Origin of the sequence: Providencia sp. SP181 (assembly GCF_050446505.1) — a bacterium.
Lineage (GTDB): Bacteria > Pseudomonadota > Gammaproteobacteria > Enterobacterales > Enterobacteriaceae > Providencia > Providencia vermicola.
Genome location: NZ_JBBPXM010000001.1, coordinates 565,918 through 588,589, shown reverse-complemented (window position 1 = coordinate 588,589; position 22,672 = coordinate 565,918). Strand labels below are relative to the sequence as shown.

Genomic DNA, 22,672 nt, shown 5'->3' with positions numbered 1-22,672 from the left:
ACTTTGCCATATCTAAAACTGTGGATTTTATTATGAGGAAACCTATTTGTGGATACTTGGATACTAGTAGGGTTCATATTAGTGATTCTTGTTATACTAGCGCCGATTTTAGCGATAGTTTCGCTGAGTCGTACCGGGCGAATGCAATATCAAATTTCTGAGTTAAATCAGAAGGTTCGTTCATTAGAGACACAAGTTGCACAGTTTAAAAAATCGCAGAGTATCTTATCAGAATCCCCAATTGCAGAACAAACGCATCAAGAGATTACACAACTCATCCCAGAGCAAACTGATGATATTGAACAATCAATACTACAAAACTCAGTGCCTTCAACAGAAAGCGAACAAGATATAGTCGCTGAAAACTCAGTTGCTTACCAACAGGCAGAACCTAGGGATAATATTGAACGGGTGAAAGACGCGCTTATAACGACGCTACCACCTTCAACGCCTTCAAATAATATTGATGTTGATCCAAACCGGTTTAATAGCAATTTGTCATCTAAGGTAAACCCAAACCGATTTAATAGCACCAAAGAAAATACAACAAAAAATGTACAGGGTTGGGATGCAAATCAAAATATGCCAAGTAATGATAAATCAATATTTGGTCACTTCTTTACTTGGTTATTAAAAGGTAATCCTGTTGCTAAAATTGGGATTTTATTATTATTCCTTGGTGTTGCTTACTTATTAAACTACAGCGTACAAAACGAAATTATTTCTGTACAAATGCGTTTAGTATTCAGTGCGGTAGGGTGTTTAATACTATTAGGTGTGGGCTGGTGGTTACGTAATAAAAAAACACTTTTTGGTTTAATTTTACAAGGCGGGGGAATAGGTTGTTTATATATTACTATTTTCGCTGCTTTTAAGTTATACACCATGTTGCCATATGGAATGGCCTTTGCGTTTATGTTGTTAATTTGTGCCGCCAGTATCGCTCTTGCATTATTACAACGTACTATTAGTTTAGCTGTTTTAGCGTCATTAGGTGGCTATTTAGCTCCTATCCTATTATCTACAGGTGGTGGCAGCCACATCGTGCTCTTCTCATACTATCTGATGTTATCAACAGGTATTTTAATTATTAGTGTGTGGCAAGCATGGCGACCATTGAACCTCGTTGGACTGGTTATGACCTATGGGGTGGCGCTTTTATGGGGGCTAGATAATTATCAATCTGACTATTATCTATCTTGCCAATTATTTATTATCGCTAACCTGATCATTTTTAATGCATTAACACAACTCTTTTCATTACGCTTCGAACACACTAAACAACTTCTTGTTGATAATACTTTATTATTTGTACCACCTTTCATTAGTATTGTGTTGCAATTCTTTATTTCTGAAGGCGTAGGATTATTACCTGCATTTATCTCGCTATTGATTGGCTTATTGTACCTCGTGGCAGGGTTACAAGTTCATAAACGTTATAAAGAAATTGGCAAAAACATGGCGCTAGGCAATATTATCATTGGTGCTGGGTTCGTCACCCTTGCCATACCATTAGCGCTGACATTTGAGTGGACTTCTATTATCTGGTCATTGGAAGGGTTATTACTTCTGTGGTTTGGCTTACAGCAAAACCAAAGGAAATTAGCTGCGGTAGGGTCATTACTGATTTTAGTAAGTGTAGTGACTTTATTAAGTGATTATCCATTCTTATATTGGAGTCGTAGCAGCACTTATATGGTGCCAGTATTACTTGTTGCTTGCTTTGGTGCGGGTGGTTTATTCCACATTCGCCGAAATGAAGATAGTAATTATTCATTATTTAGCTATGGTTTTTTAGTGATGGGAATAGTGGCATGGTATTGCTGGTTGCCAATGTTCACTAATATACTTTCCTGGAGCCGTGAATCTGAATCCTTTATTATGCTGGTCTTAGTCGTGATATCGGCATGGTTCTGGCGGTTATTTGCGATTCGTATTAATTGGGTTCCTTTACTTCTTTGCCAATCTTTCTTATGGATTGCGGGTTATTACTATCTCGGTATCGATTTCTTAAATGATGAAAATCCGATGGGCCGAGGTGAAGGTTCCTTAATTTGGCCAGTCGTATTAGGCAGCTCTATATTATTTGTGATCCACGCTTATAAGCTTCGCAACCCATGGATGCAAAGAGTATTACATGGCGCGAATTTATGGTTAATCCTTGCATTTATTGTAACACAAGTAAATTGGTTCGTTTCTATTCTTCCTTGGGGAATGCAACATGAAATGGGCTATTTTATTTATGTTATGGCGATAACATTAATAATTTTAGTGTTGTATTGGTTGCAGCAAAATAGAATGCCCCCAATGAAACGTAATGGACTGATTTACTGGTATAGTTTGTTGCCCGTTGTTGTTGGGTTAGTTGTCTTATCGGGATATGCTAATTTAGAAGATGGTAAATTAACGTTCTGGAATTACATTCCACTGATAAATCCATTAGATGAAGCAGGGTTGTTTAGCATTGCCGCGATTATTTTAGTGCGTAAAGGCTTTATGCAAAAAATACGTAAAGTCACTGAGATAGACTTCTGGATTTTTCGAGTGTTACTGGTTGCAATCATCGCTCTTGTAGCCTTGTGGTTTAATGGCATCCTCATTCGAGCAACGGCTGACTTTGCAGGGCTTAATTGGCATTATGAAACCTTGTTTGATTCGCGCTTAGTACAAACCGTTCTGTCGATTAGCTGGGCTCTTGCAGCACTAATGTGCGCAGTGATTTCGGCAATCAAGAAAAATCGGATCTGGTGGTTCTTCGGTGCAGGTATTTTTGCTTGTGTTATTGCAAAATTATTCTTAATTGATATTAACGGACAAGGTGGAATTACGCGTGCTGTCTCCTTTATTGGTGTGGCATTGGTAATATTAATTGTGGGGTATTTTTCTCCTTTGCCACCAAAAGAGTCAAAAGGAAAATCCGAACAGGAAACGCAATCATGAGTCTAAGTAAATACAGAGGGCTACTTGCTGTCTTTTCATTATCATTATTATTTTCGAGCCATTTATATGGCGAGGATGTTAAAGATAATTCACCTTATAATTTTTATCAGGGAGCAGAAATAAATATTTCAGACACAAACGAGCCTTTTTATTGGCTTGAGCTGCCTGCGAATGCTTACTTTAATTCTGCCTATCCAAATACATTACAAGATGTTCGTGTCTTTAATGGAATAGGGGATGAAGTTCCATCAGTACTTTTTTATGATGCTGAAAAATCTATTTCTAATGCAAAAGTGTCATTTACGCCTCAACATTTAGTTACGCGTATTGATAATGTGAATACTGATGAAGATATGCGTAAAGATAGGCAATATCTTCTTGTCGAATCTATACCTGGTAAAGTTAATCGCCTTGAGCTACCAAATACACAAGCAAAAGATAAAGCATCTTATCAAGCTTATTTGTTGACTCGAAATGAAGAGCAAGAACAAAATGCAGTGATTAAAACTCTAACACTGGATTGGGCTAAACATGAAAAAGATTGGCAAGCAAAAGCCTTTATTTTTACCAGCAATAATAAAGAAGACTGGGTTAATGTGGCGACAAATCAACCTATTATGAATTTAACGTTGGATGATCAAACTGTTGCAAGTAATCAAATTGAATTATTAAATGGTAATACTCAAGCCTTGAAAGCACCTTATCTTTTGGCCATTATTGCGAGTTCCCCTGATGTTGTTATCCCTAACTTACTAAAAGTAAGCGCTGATGCGGATGTGTTAAAAGCAACTCGTCGTCAAGAGTCATTCCATTTTGAAATGACCAATGATGGGGTTTCACGGGAACATGTTATTTATCAATTACCCTCAATGCAGCCTTTAGATGAACTGCAAATACAATTACAGCAATCTAATCGTGTTATCCCTTTAAAAGTAGAATACTCATCAGATAGAGGGGAAAGCTGGTTACCACTAACGAATATTGTGGCATATAACCAGCATGCAAACGGTGAAACGGTTAGTAATACAAATATTGTTTTACACGGTGAAATGATCCGCTCATTAAGAGTTTCTGCATTAAAAGGGAGCTGGGAGGATCAACCCCCACGTATTGTGGGTAAACGAGATGCACTCAGCTTGATATTTAATGTGCAAGGGGCTGCTCCTTACCTATTAGTGTGGGGAAACAAACAAGCTGTACAAGAAAATTTAACGTATAACCAATTAGTTGGGAAAACTTATACAGTTGCAGAGCTAATGTCGAGTTATCCCGTTACTTATCCCGACGCTGAAATCGTGCCGTTAGGGGGGATTGAGCGACTAACGGCGACCGATCTTGTCGATGAAGGCCCAAATTGGTTAACAATCTCATTATGGATTTTATTATTTATCGGGATTGTTGTTTTACTCTATTTCTGTTGGTATTTGCTAAAGGAAGTGAATTCTGGAAACAAAAATGAGAAAGGTGAATTATAAAACCGTTTCATTATTTGAATAGAAACAGCATAAAAGAGAGCGGATTGCTCTCTTTTTACGTTTCAAATATCTAAATAGTTCATTCAGACAAATATCTACATGATTTTACTGAATCATTAAAACAATTACGTACTCTGTGTTTTTTTTGACAGCCTTTCGCGCTAAAACATATTTTAGTGAAAGGAGAACATGATGAAAAATATTTTATTTACTCGTTTATTTATCGGCATAGCGTTATTTACGGGAGCAACTTTATTTGCCCAAGCCACAGATAATACGTTATTAACTGGGATTACTCCCCATGCAATTACGTATGAGTATGTGCAGTTACATCAAAATCAGCAGAATGAAGGGGATATTGAGTCCGAACGAGAAGCTAAGGAGCTTGAGAGTATTTTACTGCAAGACGCAACCAACGATCGACGTTTTACTGACCGCCAATTTAACCTAAATAAAAAGAAAAGTAAGTTGTAATTTGAGGGAAAATAGCCATTAATAGGTAAGAAACCCATTAATAGGCATAGCAAAGGAAAGTAAGATGCATAAAGGTCAATGTTTATGTGGTGCAGTTAAGGTATCAACGGGTAAAGCAGTTGATAAGCTAAGTGTTTGTCATTGTAGCATGTGCCAAAAATGGAATGGCGGTCCAGGTTTTAGTGTAGATTGCGGTAGCGATTTACACATTGAAGGCCAAGACTCGGTCACTACGTTTGTATCCTCACAGTGGGGGGAGCGCGCATTTTGTAAGCAGTGTGGTACACATCTTTTTTACCATTTAATTAATCCATCAACATATTATGTATCGGCAACCCTGTTTGAAGACAGCAAACAAGCGCAATTGGCGATGCAAATTTATATTGATAGCAAACCAAAATATTATAATTTTGTTGAGCAAACAGCGATGCTGACTGAGCAAGATATATTAAAAATGATGGGAGCCCCTTCAAATTAATTGCTGAATAAAAGGTTATGGTAAGGCGGGAAGCGTGCTCACCTTACCGCAAAACTGCAAATTTCCTTTCTGTTTGTCATGCTAACGACAAAAATTTGATTTACAATTAAGACAATATGCATTGAATAATATGGGTAACAACGCGTAATAGCTGTCATTGTACTCATGTTTTGTATTTCTTTGGGGAATAACAAATGAATAGTATGAAAGGAATGCGTCATGCGAGTAACATTGCATGGGTACTACAATGGATTCTGAATATTGGTTTAATTACCTTAGCCGCTGTTTTGGTGTTTTTTTTAGCAAAAGAAACCTTTACGATGGCATCTTTAATGTTTGGTAGCTCAAAGGGAGCAACAGCTTATGAGCTCTTAGAGGGGATTGTTATTTATTTCCTCTACTTTGAGTTTATTGCATTGATCATTAAATATTTTATGTCAGGTTATCATTTCCCTTTAAGATATTTTATTTATATTGGCATTACTGCAATCATTCGTTTGATTATTGTCGATCATAGTGACCCAATGACAACGTTATTGCATGCAGGGGCAATTTTAGTACTGGTTGTCGCTCTTTACATCGCGAATACAGAAAAACTAAAACGTGAGTAATAAAATATTTATTCTTTAAATAGTAAAAGGGAGTCTATATCTCCTTTTTATTGTTTGAAGGTTTTAATTATTATTAAATGAATTACCTAGTGTTTGTGTAATGATAAAGAGGTTGTATCCCAGCGACTTGCAATATAAAATCCTCATTCATTTCTATTTAATTCATTGATAAATAATATAATATGGGAATAAATATAATAATTATTGATGACAATAATATTACTCTGCATGGATTTGAGTTTATATTTAGTCGTCATTCACGCTGCAAATTGATAGCTTCATTTTCCTCGATTGACCAAGCGGTGGTTTGGAACCGTCATCAAAGAGCCAGTGTTATTTTAATCAGTAGTGACCACTGTCACTTTGATTCCTTAAAAATGATTCAAACATTGCGGCGCACGCAGCCTGATGTGGGAATTATTATTTATAACGTTCGTAGTAATTATTCTTTTTTTCTCAAAGCATTAGATATTGGTATTTTTGGGTTGTTAAGTGTCCACATTACTGAAGACGATCTGATAGAAGCGATAAAGGTGGTCAATGTAAAAAGGCGAATTATTTCTCCTGATATTGCTCAAGATCTCGCTTTGTATCGTGCTGTTCATAATAATCAGCAAGATTTATACGAGCTTTTGTCGGGTCGTGAACTGGAAATAATGTTGATGATAACCCAAGGTGTACCTATTAAGCAGGTTGCACAGACGCTATCCTTGAGTCCTAAAACAGTAAATACTTATCGATATCGAATGTTTGGTAAACTTAATATCTGTAGTGATGTAGAATTAACTCATATAGCCATTAGATATGGTTTAATTACAGTACAGGGTTTATCCGAGTGGCAGAACAGTTCGAATCAAAAGCTTTCTTAAAAACAGTGACAAATCAGCCTGGCGTATATCGAATGTACGATGCGGGCGGAACGGTTATATACGTTGGTAAGGCGAAAGACTTGAAAAAAAGGCTTTCCAGTTACTTTCGTGAAAATGTCAGTAGCCGAAAAACAGAGCAGCTCGTCAAACAAATTGCTGCTATTGATGTCACCGTGACACACACTGAAACTGAAGCATTATTACTTGAACATAATTATATTAAGTTGTACCAGCCCCGTTATAATGTGTTGTTGCGTGATGATAAATCCTATCCATATCTATTTTTAAGTCAGGAAACGCACCCACGGATCTCGATGCACCGCGGTGCTAAACATGCCAAAGGTGAGTATTTTGGCCCATTTCCAAGTTCTTATGCCGTACGTGAAACCCTAACCTTAATGCAGAAACTATTCCCTATACGTCAATGTGAGGATAGTGTTTATAAAAATCGCTCAAGACCTTGTTTACAATACCAAATAGGGCGCTGTTTAGGGCCTTGTGTTAAAGGTCTAGTTTCTGATGAAGACTATGATCAGCAAGTGGAGTATGTGCGGTTATTTTTGACAGGGAAAGACAAGCAAGTATTAACTGGCCTTGTGGAGCGAATGGAGAAGGCTAGCCAAGAGTTGCGCTTTGAAGACGCTGCGCGTTTTCGCGATCAAATTCAAGCTGTACGGACGGTGACTGAAGAGCAATATGTTTCTGGTGAGGGAGATGACCTCGATGTCATCGGAGTCTCTTTTGAATCAGGTCTTGCTTGTGTGCACGTATTGTTTATACGTCAAGGTAAAGTGCTTGGCAGCCGCAGTTATTTCCCTAAAATCCCAGCAGATACCCAACAAGATGAAGTTGTTCAAACTTTTTTGGGGCAATTTTATTTACAGGGTAGCGAAAATCGTACATTACCAGGGGAAATATTGCTGGATTTTGCCCTGACAGAAAAAGAGTTACTTGCTCAGTCATTATCTGAGTTGGCGGGGCGTAAGATTAACATTCAAAGCCAGCCAAGAGGAGCGAGAGCACGCTATTTGAAATTAGCCCGCACGAATGCCTCGATTGCGTTATCCACTAAAATAGCGCAGAACTCGACAGTCCAACAGCGTATGGCTGCGTTAGCGAAGGTGGTTCATTTAGAAAATATATCACGTATGGAGTGCTTTGATATTTCTCATACTATGGGGGAGCAAACAGTCGCTTCTTGCGTTGTTTTTGATAAAACGGGCCCAGTGAAATCAGAATATCGCCGTTATAACATTTCAGGTATCACTCCTGGTGATGATTATGCAGCCATGCACCAAGTATTGACTCGTCGATATGGTAAGCACCTCGATGAAGGAAAAGTGCCTGATATTATCTTTATTGATGGTGGAAAAGGGCAACTAGGGCAAGCTAGGGATGTATTTGACTCTCTTGAGGTTGATTGGGATAAAAATCATCCTTTATTAATTGGCGTGGCAAAGGGCAGTGATCGTAAAGCAGGGCTTGAAACGCTTTTCTTGAAACCTGAAGGAGAAGGTTTTGCCTTACCCCCTGATTCACCTGCATTGCATGTAATACAACATATTCGGGATGAGTCCCATAACCATGCGATTACAGGGCATCGCCAACGCAGAGCAAAAGTAAAAAATACGAGTGCGTTGGAATCGATTGAAGGCGTTGGGCCTAAGCGTCGTCAAATGTTATTAAAATATATGGGGGGATTGCAGCCATTGCGTAATGCCAGCATAGAAGAAATCGCAAAAGTGCCCTCGATCTCATACGCGCTTGCAGAAAAGATTTATAATGCATTGAAACAGTAAGTGTCTTAGGGCAACATATTCATAATATCCAACTTGGTCAAAAAGTTAGTGAGCGTGATGAAATTAAACATACCAACGTGGCTGACATTATTTCGCGTCATCCTAATACCATTTTTTGTCTTGGCATTTTACCTCCCTGTGACTTGGGGGCCGTTCGCCTGTGCGTTGATTTTTGTTGTCGCCGCCGTGACGGATTGGTTTGACGGTTTTTTAGCTCGACTTTGGAAGCAAACCACGAAGTTCGGGGCATTTTTAGACCCTGTTGCGGATAAAGTAATGGTCGCAACCGCGCTTGTTTTAGTCACTGAAAGTTATGATGTCTGGTATGTAACATTACCTGCCGCAACCATGATTGCACGTGAGATTATTATTTCTTCATTACGTGAATGGATGGCGGAGATTGGTAAGCGTAGCAGTGTTGCCGTATCTTGGATTGGTAAATTTAAAACAACGGCACAAATGATGTCACTCGTAGGGCTATTATGGCGCCCGACACCTTTAATTGAAAACCTTTCTATTGCGCTAATGTATGTCGCTGCTATCTTAACATTTTGGTCAATGTTCCAATATTTAAAAGCAGCGTGGGGCGATTTGAGCGAAGCGTGATCGAAATGATTGAAAAAACAGCGAACGATCCAATTATTTCAATAATTGTATTGACTCGATAGGTGAAATCAGTAGAATGCAACGCATCGAACGGCAACATGGTTTATGAAAATAAATAAGTAAATCAGCCAGTTTGATAGCATAAGCTGAAAGTTAAGCTTAACGCGGGAATAGCTCAGTTGGTAGAGCACGACCTTGCCAAGGTCGGGGTCGCGAGTTCGAGTCTCGTTTCCCGCTCCAAATTTCGCAAGAAATTCGGATAAGGCGCGTTAGCAAAGCGGTTATGCACCGGATTGCAAATCCGTGTAGCTCGGTTCGACTCCGGGACGCGCCTCCATAATTTAGCCCAGGTGGTGAAATCGGTAGACACAAGGGATTTAAAATCCCTCGGCCTTTAGGCTGTGCGGGTTCAAGTCCCGCTCTGGGCACCATCTTGAAGTAAGAGAATCATTTGATTCATTTTATTTTAAGTAAATAGGATCTTTATACGAGCGTCTACTCCAGTATATTGATTAACGGGTGAGTTACCTTATCCCTCTCGAAAGAGAAAATACAATTTGGCCCAGGTGGTGAAATCGGTAGACACAAGGGATTTAAAATCCCTCGGCCTTTAGGCTGTGCGGGTTCAAGTCCCGCCCTGGGCACCATCAAACTTAACAAAGTTAAGATTGACAATTAACCACCAATAGGTGGTTTTTTTGTATCTATTTTTTCTTCCTCCATCATTCAAACGATTGATTTCTAATAAAGCTTCTCCTGTGTAAATTAACACGAAACTCGTGTAAAAATCCGTAAGTCAGACCGTTCTGCCAGGTTTTTATGTCATTATTCAATTTTTAAGAAAGAGACTGGCTATGTCACATATGAAAACAGAAGTTGTGGTTGTGCGTTTAACAAAGCATGAACGCGCTTTATTAGATGCAGTAAAAACAAAACCATTATTAGCGGATTGGCTGAAAGAAATCGCAATGGCCGAAGCGAAAGAACAAGAAAAAAAGGAACGTTAGACTGTGAAGTAAAAACACGTTATTCAGTTAGGTCATTTAATTTGATAAAAGCGATGTTGTTTTTTGATTAATCATCCGTTTTTGATAGTATCCAATTAGATGACTTAATTGGGATGTGTTAAGTAATGATAAAAGGAATTTTAATTACCTTCTTTGTTCTTGTATTAGCAGGCTGTAGCACAAATAAACTGGATGCCCCTTATGGCTTTAAATGGGGGCAAACGCCTGCTGATGTGAAACGGCTGAATTTAGTTGGGTTACAGTGCACTGAGTTTCAAGAAAACGGGGCGTTGTGCTCCACACCAAATACGCCAACCGTAAAAGGACGAATGTTTTTATTGATGTTTTCACGAGAAGAAAACACCTTGATGCTTATTTCTGCTCAAGGAAAAGATAGCCGTGATCAAGGGGTTATCCTAGCAGAGTATGATGAAATTAATCAAAAAATGTATGAAAAATATGGTATTCCAAAGAAAACAATCGAGCGGTATAAACGCGACTCTTTTTTCCTAGATAAAATATCTGATGACGAAACGACGCCATTTAAGCGGGTATATGAGCAAAATGGGATGCAAATAATGGTGGGGATCGTCAGTAATTCACATTTCAAAAAAATCCATAACAAAAAAGATATCATTTATTCAGTCATGACTATCTATAACTTAATTCCAGATAAGCCCCAAGAAATGACGACAAAAAATGAATCTGAGTAAAAATACTTAATTTGATTAAAAATGCGTAATTCTTTCATCTGGTTATAACTAAATCTTAACTAAGAAAATTCCCGTAGATGGAATAAGGGAATGATGATGAACTCGATATCATTATTTTATGAATATTGAGAAAAAACATGAAAAAGACGCTGGCATTGGCACTATTGTTAATGATCATTCCATTATCTTCACAAGCAGGGTCTCATTATTCTCGTTGTGAAAAGAAAATCATAAAGTTGGAAAAACAGCTGCGCCATATATCTCATTATGAAAATAGGCACAAAATTGCCAAAATAAAGCAAAAAATTCATGAAATTGAAGATAAATGTTATGACAGCCGTTCAGGTGCAACACGTATTTATGATAACTATCCACGTGGAAAAACGAGTGAATTAGAAAGGGAATTAGAATCTTTAAGGCGTGTCATTGAAGCATTAAAGGACTTAAAATAGACAAAACTGGTCTGTTCACTATGTTTATTTTCCACCAGTCTTAAGTAAATGGAGAATATCAGGTATATTAGACGCTGATTGTTAGCTACCAAGAAAGAATGACTATGATTATCAAACCTAAAATTCGTGGTTTTATCTGCACTACAGCTCATCCAGCTGGTTGTGAAGCCAATGTTCGTGAGCAAATCGCCTATGTTAAATCTCGTGGCGAATTAAAAAATGGACCTAAAAAGGTTCTGGTTATTGGTGCATCCACCGGTTACGGTCTAGCTTCTCGTATCAATGCTGCTTTTGGCAGCGGTGCGGCAACTATCGGCGTATTTTTTGAAAAGCCAGGTAGTGAGAGCAAAACAGGTTCAGCCGGTTGGTATAACTCAGCTGGTTTTGACAAGGCTGCCAAAGAAGAAGGCTTATATGCAAAAAGCATTAACGGTGATGCCTTCTCTGATGAGTGCCGTCAAACAGTCATTGATTTAATTAAACAAGATTTAGGCCAAATTGATTTAGTTGTTTATTCACTGGCTTCCCCTGTGCGTAAAATGCCAGAAACGGGTGAAATCGTACGTTCTGCGTTGAAACCGATTGGCGAGCCGTACAAATCTGTTGCATTAGATACTAACAAAGATGTATTGATTGAAGCGGTTGTTGAGCCAGCGAATGAACAAGAAATCGCTGATACTGTTAAAGTGATGGGCGGTCAGGACTGGGAACTGTGGATGAATGCGTTAGATGAAGCTGGTGTTCTGGCGGATAACGCGCAGTCAGTGGCTTATTCTTACATCGGTACCGATTTAACGTGGCCAATTTACTGGCATGGTACTTTAGGAAAGGCCAAAGAAGATTTAGACCGTGCAGCGCATGCAATTAACCAAAAATTGCAGGCAAAAGGCGGCTCAGCTTATGTCGCAGTATTAAAATCAGTGGTTACGCAAGCATCTTCAGCTATTCCTGTTATGCCATTATATATCTCTATCGTGTTTAAGATAATGAAAGAACAAGGCATTCACGAAGGTTGTATCGAACAAATTCAACGTTTATTTGCAACTAAGTTGTTCAGCGGTACTGCACCAGATACTGATGAAAAACACCGTCTGCGTTTAGATGATTGGGAATTACGTGATGATGTCCAAAATACTTGCCGTGAAATTTGGAAACAGCTTAATGATAACAACATCAATGAGTTGACTGATTATCAAGGTTATAAAGCTGAATTCCTGCGTCTATTTGGTTTTGGCTTGAATGGCGTCGATTATGATGCAGATTTAAGTGGCGAAGTTAACTTTGAAGTGATTGAACTGGTTTAATAAGCTACTCATCATTCATTTAATACATAAAACCCGCATATGCATGCGGGTTTTTTATAGTCTAATTTAGTGGTGAGGATATTTTGCTTTTAACAAACAAAATAAATTGCTGGCTTTCTTGTTCTGATGTAAAGCTGCGAGCAGGAATAATCACTGCATAGACTCTATCTAAAAATAGATACAATAAATCACCATCCGTTCGGATAAACTGCACTGCACTCCATTTTATCGATGAAGAACCTTGATTACTGGTCTCATGCATACCTTCATCATCAAACCGATATTCACGTTCAATAAATAGAAATCCATCATCATCAGGAATAGCTTTATTAAAGCTTTGTACTATACGTAGCGTAAAGGTAATAAATAGCAATACAGCCAATAAAAAAGAAATGAAAATGATTGGTAAGGTTGCTTGAAAATATCGAAAGGCAGAGGCGCACGCGACAATAAAAACAAGTATAAAAAGAGTAAAGGGTAAGCTACTCGTTTTCTTTTTCGAAAAATATTTGTTTTTAAAACAGTAACGGCTAAACCTTATGTAATCAGTGCGGTTAAGTGAAACCAAAATTGGATTTATCATAAACGGATATCTTAATTATTTTTGTTAGAGAATAGGTGTTGTTGGGATAATAGCGGTAAGCGTATCGGGTGTAAATTGGTTAGATAGGAATAGGGTTAACAATTAGATAAATTCCCCCGAACGGAGTTCGGGGAAAAAATTATTGGTCTAAATAAACTTTACCGTTACGAAAATAGCCTTTAGTTGTCACAGATCCGTTTTCATCGAATTCAGTAATTTCATCCGCAAGCTCACCATTATTAAAAGTACCTATGATATGGGGCTTACTAGAGGGGGTATTGTGGTAAATTTTAAATGAGCCTGATAATTTTCCATTGGAAGCTGTCATTTCAATATAAATACGTCCATCATCATGATATGTACGGACTAAACCATCAACTTGGCAGTTTTTAAGGCTAATATCAGATTCCATCTTACCGTTATCGTATTTGATTTCAAATGCTCCATCATGAATTCCTTCTGGGGCTTCAGTTGAAGGAAATTCAATTTTTCGGAGTTCTTCAAGTGAATCATATTTTGAACTTGAGCTGGATAATCCCCCAACTTGGCAGCCAGAAATAATTAGTGCAAAAGAAAAAATGCGACAGATTTTAATTGATTTATTTTTAACATATTAACCCTATCTATTGCTGTGAAAAATTAGTTTATTCAATTAGCTATATGGCTATAGACGTTTTATGACGAATTATGGTGAGAATTTTCTTAAACTATTTATTTTGTTATTGTCTATTTTTATGAATTTAAAAATAGTGATTTTAGTCGCTGAGGTAATAAGGTAATTTAGCGTTAGAATATTATTTTGTGATAAAGAGAGTTGCGAATGTTAGTTGTTGAGATGCTAAGCACTGGTGATGAAGTTCTACATGGTCAAATCGTTGATACCAATGCAGCATGGTTGGCTGATTGTTTTTTCCAGCAAGGTATCCCTTTAAGTACAAGAACGACGGTGGGGGATAATTTAGAAAGCTTAGTTAATGCTTTTTTAGAGCGTAGTCAGCATGCGGATATTCTTATTGTGAACGGTGGGCTTGGGCCAACGAGTGATGACCTCAGTGCATTAGCCGCAGCAAAAGCAGCGGGTGTACCATTGATTGAGCATACGCAGTGGATTGAAGTGATGGAGCGCTATTTTATTAGCCGTGGGCGAGTCATGCCTGAAACTAATCGTAAACAAGCATTACTTCCTGAAAATGCAGAATTAATTGATAATCCAGTGGGCACAGCGTGTGGGTTTTCAATAATGCTTAATGACTGTTTGTTATTTTTTACTCCAGGTGTACCGTCAGAATTTAAAGTCATGGTGAATGACCAAATACTTCCTCGATTACGGGCGCGTTTTACCTTACCTGAGCCGCCCATCTGCTTACGTTTAACCAGTTTTGGACGTAGTGAAAGCAGTTTAGCAAAACAATTCGATCATATTGAGTTGCCTGATGCATGCGTACTCGGTTATCGCTCTTCTATGCCAATAATTGAATTAAAATTGACTGGGCCAGCTTCTCAAAAAGTGCTTATGGAACAACACTGGCACAGCATTAAGCAAAGTGTCGGGGATAACCTGATTTTTGAAGGTACTGAGGGTTTTGCTAAGAAAATCAGCAAACAATTACAAGAAAGACAATTAAAAGTTGCAGTGAGTGAGCAGTTTAGTGCGGGGCTATTAAGTTGGACACTAAGTTCAGCAGAAGCTTTGAATAATATGAGCTATGTGATTGAGAATGATCCAGAACAAACACTCACAACATTAATAGACCGAGCAAAAAATATCGCTAAAGCTCAATTAGCTTCTATAGGATTGGTAATAGGGGAGTTTGATGGTCAGTTTTTAAATTTCGCATTATCTACCCCTGAAAAGTGTTATGCACAAAGGGTACATTATTTACCCAATAATCACTCAAAGAAAGAAAAGCAAGAAGTCAGTGTGATGCTTATGTTAGATATGCTTTCTCGTTGGTTAAATGGTCGTGAAGTCATTGGGTATTATGAATGGTTGGTTCAAACTGAATCACTTATTTTGGATAATTAGTGGATACGGACTTAACTATTAATAAATTAAGGTGGTTTATGAGCAACTTGATTTCTGGAGGATGCCTTTGTGGTGATATTCGTTTTCAGGCAAAAGCCCCTCGTAATGTTCACTCGTGTTCATGTGATATTTGCCAAAAGCAAACAGGTGCACAGACTTTAGTCTGGCTTGAATTTGCAGCTGAAAATGTTGAATGGGTAGGAAAGGGTGGAAAACCTGCAACCTATCGTTCATCTAATCATTCAAGTAGGGCATTTTGCTCGCTATGTGGTAGCTCACTGGGTGCCATTGATGACGAACCTACAGTTGCTTTACTAACTGGCGTGATGGATGATCCTGCGCAGTTAGAGTTACCATTAGAATATCATTCTTTTGTTGATTTAGCGCCAGCTTGGTGGCGTCACTTAATCAGTTATGAACAGTAATTGTGCTTGCTTTAAAACGTGTTAAGGTCGTAAAAATTCGGTTAGATGGTAATGGTGAAATAGTGGCTTTAGATAAAAATGGTTGTATTCTTGTTCTTGGCGAGCAGCCTTATCAATCAGAATTTCAGCAAGTAATAACTGAGTCAATCAATTGCCTTAGTGCTTTATTAAACAAGAACCTTCACAGTATTTATATTTATGGTAGCGTGGCGAAAGGGCAAGCAACGCCATATAAATCTGACCTTGATCTCTGTGTCATTGTTAATCAACCTGTCAACCAAATCGAAGTATCTCATTTAGCGCAACTGCAAGTGATCTTGGCTTCAGACTACCAAGTCGCTAGTAAAGTTGATTTTGATATTGGCACCTATTCAGATGTCATGGATAAGACTAATTTATATAGCTGGGGTTATTGGATAAAACACCACTGTCGCTGCCTTTATGGTGATGATCTGAGCAAAAAGTTTATGCCATTTTTGCCTTCAAAGAAAATTGTGGATGCAGTCAATGGTGATTTCCTCGAGGTATTAAATGGCTATATACATCAAATCGACACTTGTCGTGATTTAACTAAGCGAAAGTTTTTGCAAAGAGCTGCTTCTAGGAAGTTAATCCGCTCTACCGATCTTTTACGCAAAGAAGCAGATAAAGACTGGCCTGATAGCCTTGAAGATTATGTGCAAAAAATAATACAGCGCTATCCTAAACAAAAAAGGCCAATACAATATTTTTTAGCTCAGGCAAGGGAACCATCTGCTCATGACCAGCAGTTTACTTTTCACCTATATGAATTTATGAATTGGCTTTCGTATGAAAGAGATCATATAACGAAATTCTGAACGACTATTTTTCGTTAGGTTGTACTGCTTCAATAATATAGTTAAAGCTTGAGATCCCTTTTTTGCAGGCTTTATCTTTTAAAAGTGAGGGTGTTTTATCAATAGTACTTTTAAGTGTAGACAATTGGCTTGCGTATGCTTCTGCACCGATAATATCGGGATTTTTGTTTAAGTATTCAACAGCAGTGTCGACTTTTTGATAAAAATATTCGCAAGGGTTATCACTTATTTCTATCGCTTGTAAGTCCTTTAAGGTATTTGGTATTAATTGCTCTGAATTTTGTTTAATAATCTCAATATATTCCCCAGATTTAACCTGTTCAACTAAGGTTAACACCTTATTTTTCATATTGAAAAACATGAGCATAGCAATAATCAGTGCCACGAGTAAAATAATATTAATGCTAATACTAATTCCGAGAAAATACTTTTTCATTACATTCCTTGATTGAAAAATTGAGTATAAAAACAAGGTAATTCCGTTGTACATTTTTGTCTCTAGGAATAACATGAAAATTAAGATAGCTCTAATCAATGAGCTACCTTACGAATAAGTATCAGTGATAATCTAGCGGACAGTTAAAACAGAGATTTTTGAGTTTTGAATAACCATCGACGCCGTTGAACCGAGGAAATAGGTGGACATCCCTGGTCTTCTTGAGCCAATTACGATCAAATCGGCTGAAATTTCTTCAGCAACGCGTAATATTTCATCTCTTGGTGTGCCCATTAATACTTGAGCGCTATATTTATTCGTGGAAATATTAAATTCTTTGATGATTTCAGCAAGCTGTTTAGTTACATTTTCTTGTTCACTATCTGCTTTTTCAGCAAAGCCAAAACCCATCGTAGTATAAAAAGGAACAGTCGGAATGATGGCTAAAAAATGGATATGTGCATTTTCATATTCAGCTAAATATTGAATATGTGACATGACCAGATGAGCTAAGCTTTTCTCTGTAATATCAATAGGTACTAAGATTTTATTATACATGTTTTTCTCCAGCTTTCATTTAATGAGTCCATGCTGTAATCGAATTTAGAATTATAAATAGATGCTAATTTATATTAGCCTTTTGCTAAATGAAACGCGAAAAGGCTAGCAAGCGAGTCAACCAAAATTTCGCAAATTGATCATAGCCGATTAACAATATAAATACTTTGACGGCGGATTCATCTTAAGCAAGTTAATAGAAAAACACCTGCTATTTTTCATGCTACTTGTGCTATTTAAATCGCCTTAGCTTTGCATTGCGATGTCATTGTTATATGATTTATTATAATTTATATATATTTCGTATTGTCGAGTCGAGGGCATTTTGGGGATCGTAAAAATTTCAGATGAACTGCATGATTATTTGCGTCATGCAAGCCAGGTGATGTCACGCTCTATAAACTCTCAAGCTGAGTTTTGGATAAAAATAGGTATGCAAGCGGAGTTAAATCCAGATAAGACATTTACAATGTTAATCAATGAGATGCTAGAAAAAGAGTTATCTGAGGTAAAAGGGAAAGTTCATGAATAATATTACAATAAAAACAGCAGAAGAAATTGAACTGATGCGTGAGTCAGGGAAACTATTGGCGCGTGTATTTAAAATGCTTGATTCAGTTATTGTACCAGGCATTTCGACCATGGAAATTAACGACAAAGTAGAACGTTATATTATTGAAGAATTACAAGCACGCCCTGCGAGTAAAGGGCAATATGGTTACCAGTATGTGTTAAATACCTCATTAAATGAAGTAGTATGCCATGGCATACCTAAGACAGATGAAATCTTAAAAAATAAAGATATCATTAATGTTGATATTACCTTGGAAAAAAATGGTTTTATTGCCGACTCAAGTAAAATGTATGTCATGCCAGATGCATCGCCACTAGCACGTAAGCTTGTTAAAGACACCTATTTTGCAATGTGGGAAGGTATTAAGCAAGTTAAGCCTGGTGCAACATTAGGAGACATTGGCTCTGCTATTCAACATTATGCAGAATCAAAAGGTTATAGTGTTGTTCGTGAATACTGTGGGCATGGTATTGGTCGCGAAATGCATGAAGATCCACAAGTACTGCATTATGGTGTTAAAGGTAAAGGCATAGAGTTAAAAGAAGGTATGACATTTACTATTGAACCTATGATTAACCAAGGGGGTATGAAAATTAAAACGAAAAAAGATGGTTGGACGGTAGTTACAAGAGATAAAAAGCTGTCAGCACAATCTGAACATACCATTTTAGTGACGAAAGAAGGATATGAAGTATTAACTTTGCGTGATGAAGAAAAATAGTTTTTAAGTCTTATTATAATGAGTTTGTTAGCCAAAAGGGTAGCAAACTCATTTTGTTTGCAGTGAGTCTTAACTATTGTCTTAATGCAATCGCAATGCGATTAAATGCACTCATTAATCCAATTGCTATTGTTAAATCAGAAATCTGTACATCACTAAAATGGCGTTTTAGCTCATCAAATAAGTTATCAGGAGTGCCACTTTCGACAATATTAACAACCGCTTCAGTCCATGCTAATACGGCACGTTCTTGAACACTAAAATGATGACTTACTTGCCACCCTGCAAGGGTATCAATTTTTTTATTGCTTAGGCCAGCATTGCGTAAGGAGTTCGCATGCATATCAAGGCAAAATGCACAGCCATTTATTTGTGACACTCTTAAATAAACCAGTTCAACTAGTTCTTTACCTAATCCACTTTTATCGAGGGCGTTTTTACAATCAATGAGTCCTTTATAGGCTTCAGGAGATAATGTGTTATACGCTAATCTAAGTGCGCTCATGGTGTTTCCTCATATATTTAATCAGTAGATAAAATGCAAAGTACAGTAATAGCGATTGTTATGGCCTCATTTTAAGGTTATCTTGGCCTAGTTTAAAGGGACAAGAATAACTGATTTTACTAGGACAAGTTTCAGGTGAATGTCATTGGGGGAGCGTATGTTTTTAAAAATTGATAGCAATATTAATACACCAATTTACCTGCAAATTTACCAGAGAATTAATGAGGGAATTAAAAGTGGCCAACTAAAAGCTGAGCAGCGTTTGCCTGCAGTAAGAGTATTAGCGAGTGAACTCAATGTTGCTCGAGGTACGATTGAATTGGCATATCAGTTATTAGTTAGTGAAGGGCTACTTGAAACTAAAGGTGCGAAAGGAACCTTTATTTCCCAAACGATAAAAAACCTTCCAATAAATAAATTCAAAGATCCAGAAGACTTGTATCTTGAAGAGAAAGCTTCGAATAAGGCCGTGCTGGTAAATAATCGTTCAAAGCGGAATTTTAGTGATTATACAGTTTTAGCATTTCAATTAGGTATTCCAGCGTTAGATGCTTTTCCACATAAATTATGGGCTAGAATTTCTGCAAAAATATTACGTGATAGCCATTTTAATTTGCTAAGTTACCCTGATGTTCAAGGGCTAAAACAGTTAAGAGAAGGTTTAGCTCGTTATTTAATGATATCACGAGGAATTGACTGCTCCCCAGAACAAATATTTATTAGTTTTGGTCATCGTGCAAGTTTACAATTAATTGCTCAAAGCTTATTTACAGCAGGAGATACGGGGTGGTTTGAGGAGCCTGGCTACCATATTGCGCGTGATTTTTTACAGCAAATAGGATTAAAACTAATGCCTATAAGCGTGGACGACCAAGGGATTAATGTTACGCAAGGTGTTGAAGTGGCACCAGTAGCTAAATTTGCGCTCGTCACACCAACACATCAAAGTCCAACAAACGCAACATTAACTTTAGAACGCAGATTAGCATTACTTGAATGGGCAAACCAACAAGGTAGTTGGATAATTGAAGACGATTATGATGGTGAATTTCACTATCAAGGCCGCCCGTTACCTGCATTGAAAAGTTTGGATAGCCAAGAACGTGTTATTTACTGTGGGACGTTTAGCAAAGTATTGTACCCTGCATTACGCCTATCTTATATTGTCGTTCCTTCTAGCTACCATGATCATTTCCATTCCACGGCTATGATAATGGGGAATCAATGCCCAAGTTGGCAGCAGGAAATTACCAGCGTATTTATTCAAGAAGGTCACTTTTCCCGTCATTTACGTAAAATGCGCCATCTCTATCACCAAAGAAGATCTTTTTTAATAGAGGCGATAAAAATAAAATTGAGTGATGTTTTTGACATAGAATTACAGGCTGGTGGCATGCATCTTGTTGTCAAAATTATCAATGGAATATCGGCAATTCAATTTTCCCAATCAGCCGCATATCATGGATTAAAAGTTGAAGCTTTAGATGACTGGTTGATAAATAAAAAAGAAAGTGCTTTTTTATTATTGGGTTTTACCAATATAAAAGATAAGCAGGAAGCATTGATATTGTGTCAAAAATTAAAGGAAATTAACCTGAAGTTGTTATCATCAGGAAGATCTAAATAAAGAAAATTTGGTTTATTTAACTTAAGTTGTATTTATAGGTGGTTTTTTATTGTTTAATTTAAATTGGAAACTTAATTTTAAGCTTTGTAATTAAATTTTAATAACAAAATAAATTTATTTTTATAAACTAAATCAATAGGTTGATTTTGTTTTTCTAGGTATGCAATTTTTGCATAAGATTAAGTCCATTTGCATTTCTCTTTAAGTTAAAAAAATGTAACTATCCAAATCAGGCTCAAGAGTCGCATCCGATAAAAGGTTATAGCTCCAACTATAATTTTACATAAATAAAATAGGGGTACGAATGAACAGACATAAACTCATGAAACAAATTATGATAGCGATTGTGCTTGGTATTATATTAGGCTGGGGATGTCATAATTATGCTGCATCAGTGGAAGAAGCAAAAGATATTGCATCTTATCTCAATATTATTACTGATGTATTTTTAAGATTAATAAAAATGATTATCGCACCACTGGTTTTTGCTACGATTGTTTCTGGTATTGTTTCCATGGGAGGATCATCTTCTGTTGGGAGTATTACCATCAAAGCTATGGTATGGTTTATTTCAGCCGCTGTTATTTCATTATTAATTGGAATGGTTTTTGTTAATGTTTTCCAATTAGGTGTGGGATTAAATTTAACAGTTCCAGCCGTTGCTGTTGATAGTGGGTTAAATACCTCTGGCTTTACATTAAAAGCGTTTATTACTCACATTTTTCCAAAAAGTTTTGCTGAAGCGATGGCAAACAATGAAATTCTACAAATATTAGTATTCTCTATCTTTTTTGGATCAGGCCTTGCGTTTATCTGCAAAGATAAAAAAAGTCCGATTGTGACATTAATCGAAGACTTGTCGCGTATCATGTTCCGTATTACAGACTATGTAATGAGCTTTGCACCAATTGCCGTGTTTGCTGCGATTGCATCTGCGGTAACAGTTGAAGGTCTAGGGTTGTTGTACGACTATGGAAAATTAATTGGTCTTTTTTATGTTGCGTTAGCCGTATTATGGGGCGTACTGTTCTTTGCAGGTTATGTGTTCCTAGGTAAATCTGTATTTAGTTTAGGAAAATTAATTCGTGAGCCTGTTGCGCTGGCTTTTGCCACCGCAAGTAGTGAATCTGCTTATCCAAAAACAATGGAAGCTCTGAATCAATATGGTGTTCCGAAAAAAGTGACTAGCTTTGTTTTACCGCTGGGTTATTCCTTTAACCTAGATGGCTCGATGATGTACCAGTCATTTGCAGTGTTATTTATTGCTAATGCGTACGGTATTGATTTGAGTATTACTGAACAAATTCTCATTTTGTTAACGCTGATGGTAACAAGTAAGGGGATGGCAGGGGTTGCTCGTGCTTCTATCGTGGTCGTTGCTGCAACATTGCCAATGTTTAGTTTACCAGAAGCAGGAATACTGTTGTTACTGGCGATTGATCAATTCCTTGATATGGGAAGAACTGCAACGAATGTGGTTGGTAACAGTATCTCTACAGCAGTTATTTCCAAGTTGGAAGAAAGAAAAGGCGGTTTCAAAGAAGACTCAGATGTGATTATTAATGAAAAAGTGACATCAACATCATAAAATTTAAGAGCGTTTAGCAATTGAAACCCTTCTGAGTTGGTTAACTTTAGAAGGGTTTTTGC

The 22,672-nt window shown here is 37.3% G+C and carries 24 protein-coding genes and 4 tRNA genes; 23 read left to right on the top strand and 5 right to left on the bottom strand.

Features of this window, described 5'->3' with window-relative positions; all coding sequences use genetic code 11:
• The first annotated feature begins 81 nt into the window (after nucleotides 1-81).
• From AABS66_RS02920 to fabV, 16 genes are all read left to right on the top strand, one after another.
• A complete protein-coding gene (locus tag AABS66_RS02920; protein ID WP_349415236.1) occupies nucleotides 82-2,940 on the top strand; it encodes a DUF2339 domain-containing protein in 2,859 nt (952 codons plus the stop codon).
• A complete protein-coding gene (locus tag AABS66_RS02915; RefSeq protein ID WP_430224551.1) occupies nucleotides 2,937-4,415 on the top strand; it encodes a DUF3999 family protein in 1,479 nt (492 codons plus the stop codon). Before AABS66_RS02920 ends, AABS66_RS02915 begins: the two co-directional genes overlap by 4 nt.
• 189 nt (nucleotides 4,416-4,604) lie before the next feature.
• On the top strand, nucleotides 4,605-4,889 hold the full coding sequence (locus tag AABS66_RS02910; RefSeq protein WP_272538644.1) for a hypothetical protein: 285 nt from the start codon (nucleotides 4,605-4,607) through the stop codon (nucleotides 4,887-4,889).
• A gap of 64 nt (nucleotides 4,890-4,953) precedes the next feature.
• Nucleotides 4,954-5,367, top strand: coding sequence for a GFA family protein (locus AABS66_RS02905; RefSeq protein WP_206083931.1), 414 nt, complete (start codon nucleotides 4,954-4,956; stop codon nucleotides 5,365-5,367).
• Between the two features lie 203 nt (nucleotides 5,368-5,570).
• Entirely contained in the window at nucleotides 5,571-5,978 is a 408-nt protein-coding gene (gene psiE / locus AABS66_RS02900; RefSeq protein ID WP_206084381.1) for a phosphate-starvation-inducible protein PsiE, read from the top strand.
• Nucleotides 5,979-6,160: 182 nt separating this feature from the next.
• Nucleotides 6,161-6,847 (top strand): LuxR C-terminal-related transcriptional regulator, encoded by a 687-nt coding sequence (locus AABS66_RS02895; protein WP_206083932.1) that lies wholly within the window; start codon nucleotides 6,161-6,163, stop codon nucleotides 6,845-6,847.
• Nucleotides 6,814-8,646, top strand: coding sequence for an excinuclease ABC subunit UvrC (uvrC, locus tag AABS66_RS02890; RefSeq protein WP_206088370.1), 1,833 nt, complete (start codon nucleotides 6,814-6,816; stop codon nucleotides 8,644-8,646). The genes AABS66_RS02895 and uvrC overlap by 34 nt, the downstream gene beginning before the upstream one ends.
• A 57-nt stretch (nucleotides 8,647-8,703) precedes the next feature.
• Nucleotides 8,704-9,252 carry a CDP-diacylglycerol--glycerol-3-phosphate 3-phosphatidyltransferase gene (gene pgsA, locus AABS66_RS02885; protein WP_206083934.1) on the top strand — a complete coding sequence of 183 codons (549 nt, stop codon included), beginning with the start codon at nucleotides 8,704-8,706 and terminating at the stop codon, nucleotides 9,250-9,252.
• A gap of 164 nt (nucleotides 9,253-9,416) precedes the next feature.
• Nucleotides 9,417-9,492: transfer RNA gene (locus tag AABS66_RS02880), tRNA-Gly, on the top strand.
• A gap of 23 nt (nucleotides 9,493-9,515) precedes the next feature.
• Nucleotides 9,516-9,589, top strand: a tRNA-Cys gene (locus AABS66_RS02875).
• A 7-nt stretch (nucleotides 9,590-9,596) separates the two neighbouring features.
• Nucleotides 9,597-9,683 (top strand) — tRNA-Leu (locus AABS66_RS02870).
• A 129-nt stretch (nucleotides 9,684-9,812) separates the two neighbouring features.
• Nucleotides 9,813-9,899, top strand: a tRNA-Leu gene (locus AABS66_RS02865).
• A gap of 207 nt (nucleotides 9,900-10,106) precedes the next feature.
• A complete protein-coding gene (locus AABS66_RS02860; RefSeq protein WP_206083935.1) occupies nucleotides 10,107-10,259 on the top strand; it encodes an MbeCy in 153 nt (50 codons plus the stop codon).
• Nucleotides 10,260-10,384: 125 nt separating this feature from the next.
• Nucleotides 10,385-10,972, top strand: a complete 588-nt coding sequence (locus AABS66_RS02855) for a hypothetical protein (RefSeq protein ID WP_353167284.1) — start codon at nucleotides 10,385-10,387, stop codon at nucleotides 10,970-10,972.
• 137 nt (nucleotides 10,973-11,109) lie between these two features.
• Nucleotides 11,110-11,424, top strand: coding sequence for a DUF1090 family protein (locus AABS66_RS02850; protein ID WP_206083937.1), 315 nt, complete (start codon nucleotides 11,110-11,112; stop codon nucleotides 11,422-11,424).
• 104 nt (nucleotides 11,425-11,528) lie between these two features.
• Nucleotides 11,529-12,728, top strand: coding sequence for an enoyl-ACP reductase FabV (gene fabV, locus AABS66_RS02845; protein WP_206083938.1), 1,200 nt, complete (start codon nucleotides 11,529-11,531; stop codon nucleotides 12,726-12,728).
• 61 nt (nucleotides 12,729-12,789) lie between these two features.
• On the opposite strand, the gene AABS66_RS02840 is transcribed toward fabV, so the two are convergent.
• Complete coding sequence (locus AABS66_RS02840; RefSeq protein ID WP_206083939.1) at nucleotides 12,790-13,311, bottom strand: YcxB family protein; 522 nt, start codon at nucleotides 13,309-13,311, stop codon at nucleotides 12,790-12,792.
• Nucleotides 13,312-13,450: 139 nt separating this feature from the next.
• Nucleotides 13,451-13,723, bottom strand: coding sequence for a toxin-antitoxin system YwqK family antitoxin (locus AABS66_RS02835; RefSeq protein WP_375083567.1), 273 nt, complete (start codon nucleotides 13,721-13,723; stop codon nucleotides 13,451-13,453).
• A 408-nt stretch (nucleotides 13,724-14,131) separates the two neighbouring features.
• On the opposite strand from AABS66_RS02835, the gene AABS66_RS02830 reads away from it, so the two are divergent.
• From AABS66_RS02830 to AABS66_RS02820, 3 genes are all read left to right on the top strand, one after another.
• Entirely contained in the window at nucleotides 14,132-15,337 is a 1,206-nt protein-coding gene (locus AABS66_RS02830; protein WP_272538640.1) for a nicotinamide mononucleotide deamidase-related protein YfaY, read from the top strand.
• A gap of 38 nt (nucleotides 15,338-15,375) precedes the next feature.
• Nucleotides 15,376-15,762, top strand: a complete 387-nt coding sequence (locus tag AABS66_RS02825; RefSeq protein WP_206083941.1) for a GFA family protein — start codon at nucleotides 15,376-15,378, stop codon at nucleotides 15,760-15,762.
• Nucleotides 15,763-15,824: 62 nt separating this feature from the next.
• The gene (locus AABS66_RS02820; protein WP_430224550.1) at nucleotides 15,825-16,601 is read left to right on the top strand and encodes a nucleotidyltransferase domain-containing protein; all 777 of its coding nucleotides are present in this window, start codon (nucleotides 15,825-15,827) and stop codon (nucleotides 16,599-16,601) included.
• A gap of 4 nt (nucleotides 16,602-16,605) precedes the next feature.
• Here the strand turns inward: AABS66_RS02820 and AABS66_RS02815 are convergent, their stop codons facing one another.
• The gene (locus AABS66_RS02815) at nucleotides 16,606-17,037 is read right to left on the bottom strand and encodes a hypothetical protein (RefSeq protein WP_206083943.1); all 432 of its coding nucleotides are present in this window, start codon (nucleotides 17,035-17,037) and stop codon (nucleotides 16,606-16,608) included.
• Between the two features lie 132 nt (nucleotides 17,038-17,169).
• Nucleotides 17,170-17,595, bottom strand: a complete 426-nt coding sequence (locus tag AABS66_RS02810) for a universal stress protein (protein ID WP_206083944.1) — start codon at nucleotides 17,593-17,595, stop codon at nucleotides 17,170-17,172.
• A 325-nt stretch (nucleotides 17,596-17,920) separates the two neighbouring features.
• Here AABS66_RS02810 and AABS66_RS02805 point away from each other — a divergent pair, with 325 nt between their 5' ends.
• Complete coding sequence (locus AABS66_RS02805; protein ID WP_206083945.1) at nucleotides 17,921-18,127, top strand: ParD-like family protein; 207 nt, start codon at nucleotides 17,921-17,923, stop codon at nucleotides 18,125-18,127.
• On the top strand, nucleotides 18,120-18,890 hold the full coding sequence (gene map / locus AABS66_RS02800) for a type I methionyl aminopeptidase (protein WP_206083946.1): 771 nt from the start codon (nucleotides 18,120-18,122) through the stop codon (nucleotides 18,888-18,890). The genes AABS66_RS02805 and map overlap by 8 nt, the downstream gene beginning before the upstream one ends.
• Nucleotides 18,891-18,963: 73 nt before the next feature.
• Here map and AABS66_RS02795 read toward each other — a convergent pair whose 3' ends face one another.
• Nucleotides 18,964-19,395 carry a carboxymuconolactone decarboxylase family protein gene (locus tag AABS66_RS02795; RefSeq protein ID WP_206083947.1) on the bottom strand — a complete coding sequence of 144 codons (432 nt, stop codon included), beginning with the start codon at nucleotides 19,393-19,395 and terminating at the stop codon, nucleotides 18,964-18,966.
• Nucleotides 19,396-19,552: 157 nt separating this feature from the next.
• Between AABS66_RS02795 and AABS66_RS02790 the strand changes: the two genes are divergently transcribed.
• Nucleotides 19,553-21,022, top strand: coding sequence for a PLP-dependent aminotransferase family protein (locus AABS66_RS02790; RefSeq protein ID WP_272573342.1), 1,470 nt, complete (start codon nucleotides 19,553-19,555; stop codon nucleotides 21,020-21,022).
• 304 nt (nucleotides 21,023-21,326) lie between these two features.
• Complete coding sequence (locus AABS66_RS02785; protein WP_206083949.1) at nucleotides 21,327-22,610, top strand: dicarboxylate/amino acid:cation symporter; 1,284 nt, start codon at nucleotides 21,327-21,329, stop codon at nucleotides 22,608-22,610.
• Nucleotides 22,611-22,672 lie beyond the last annotated feature (62 nt).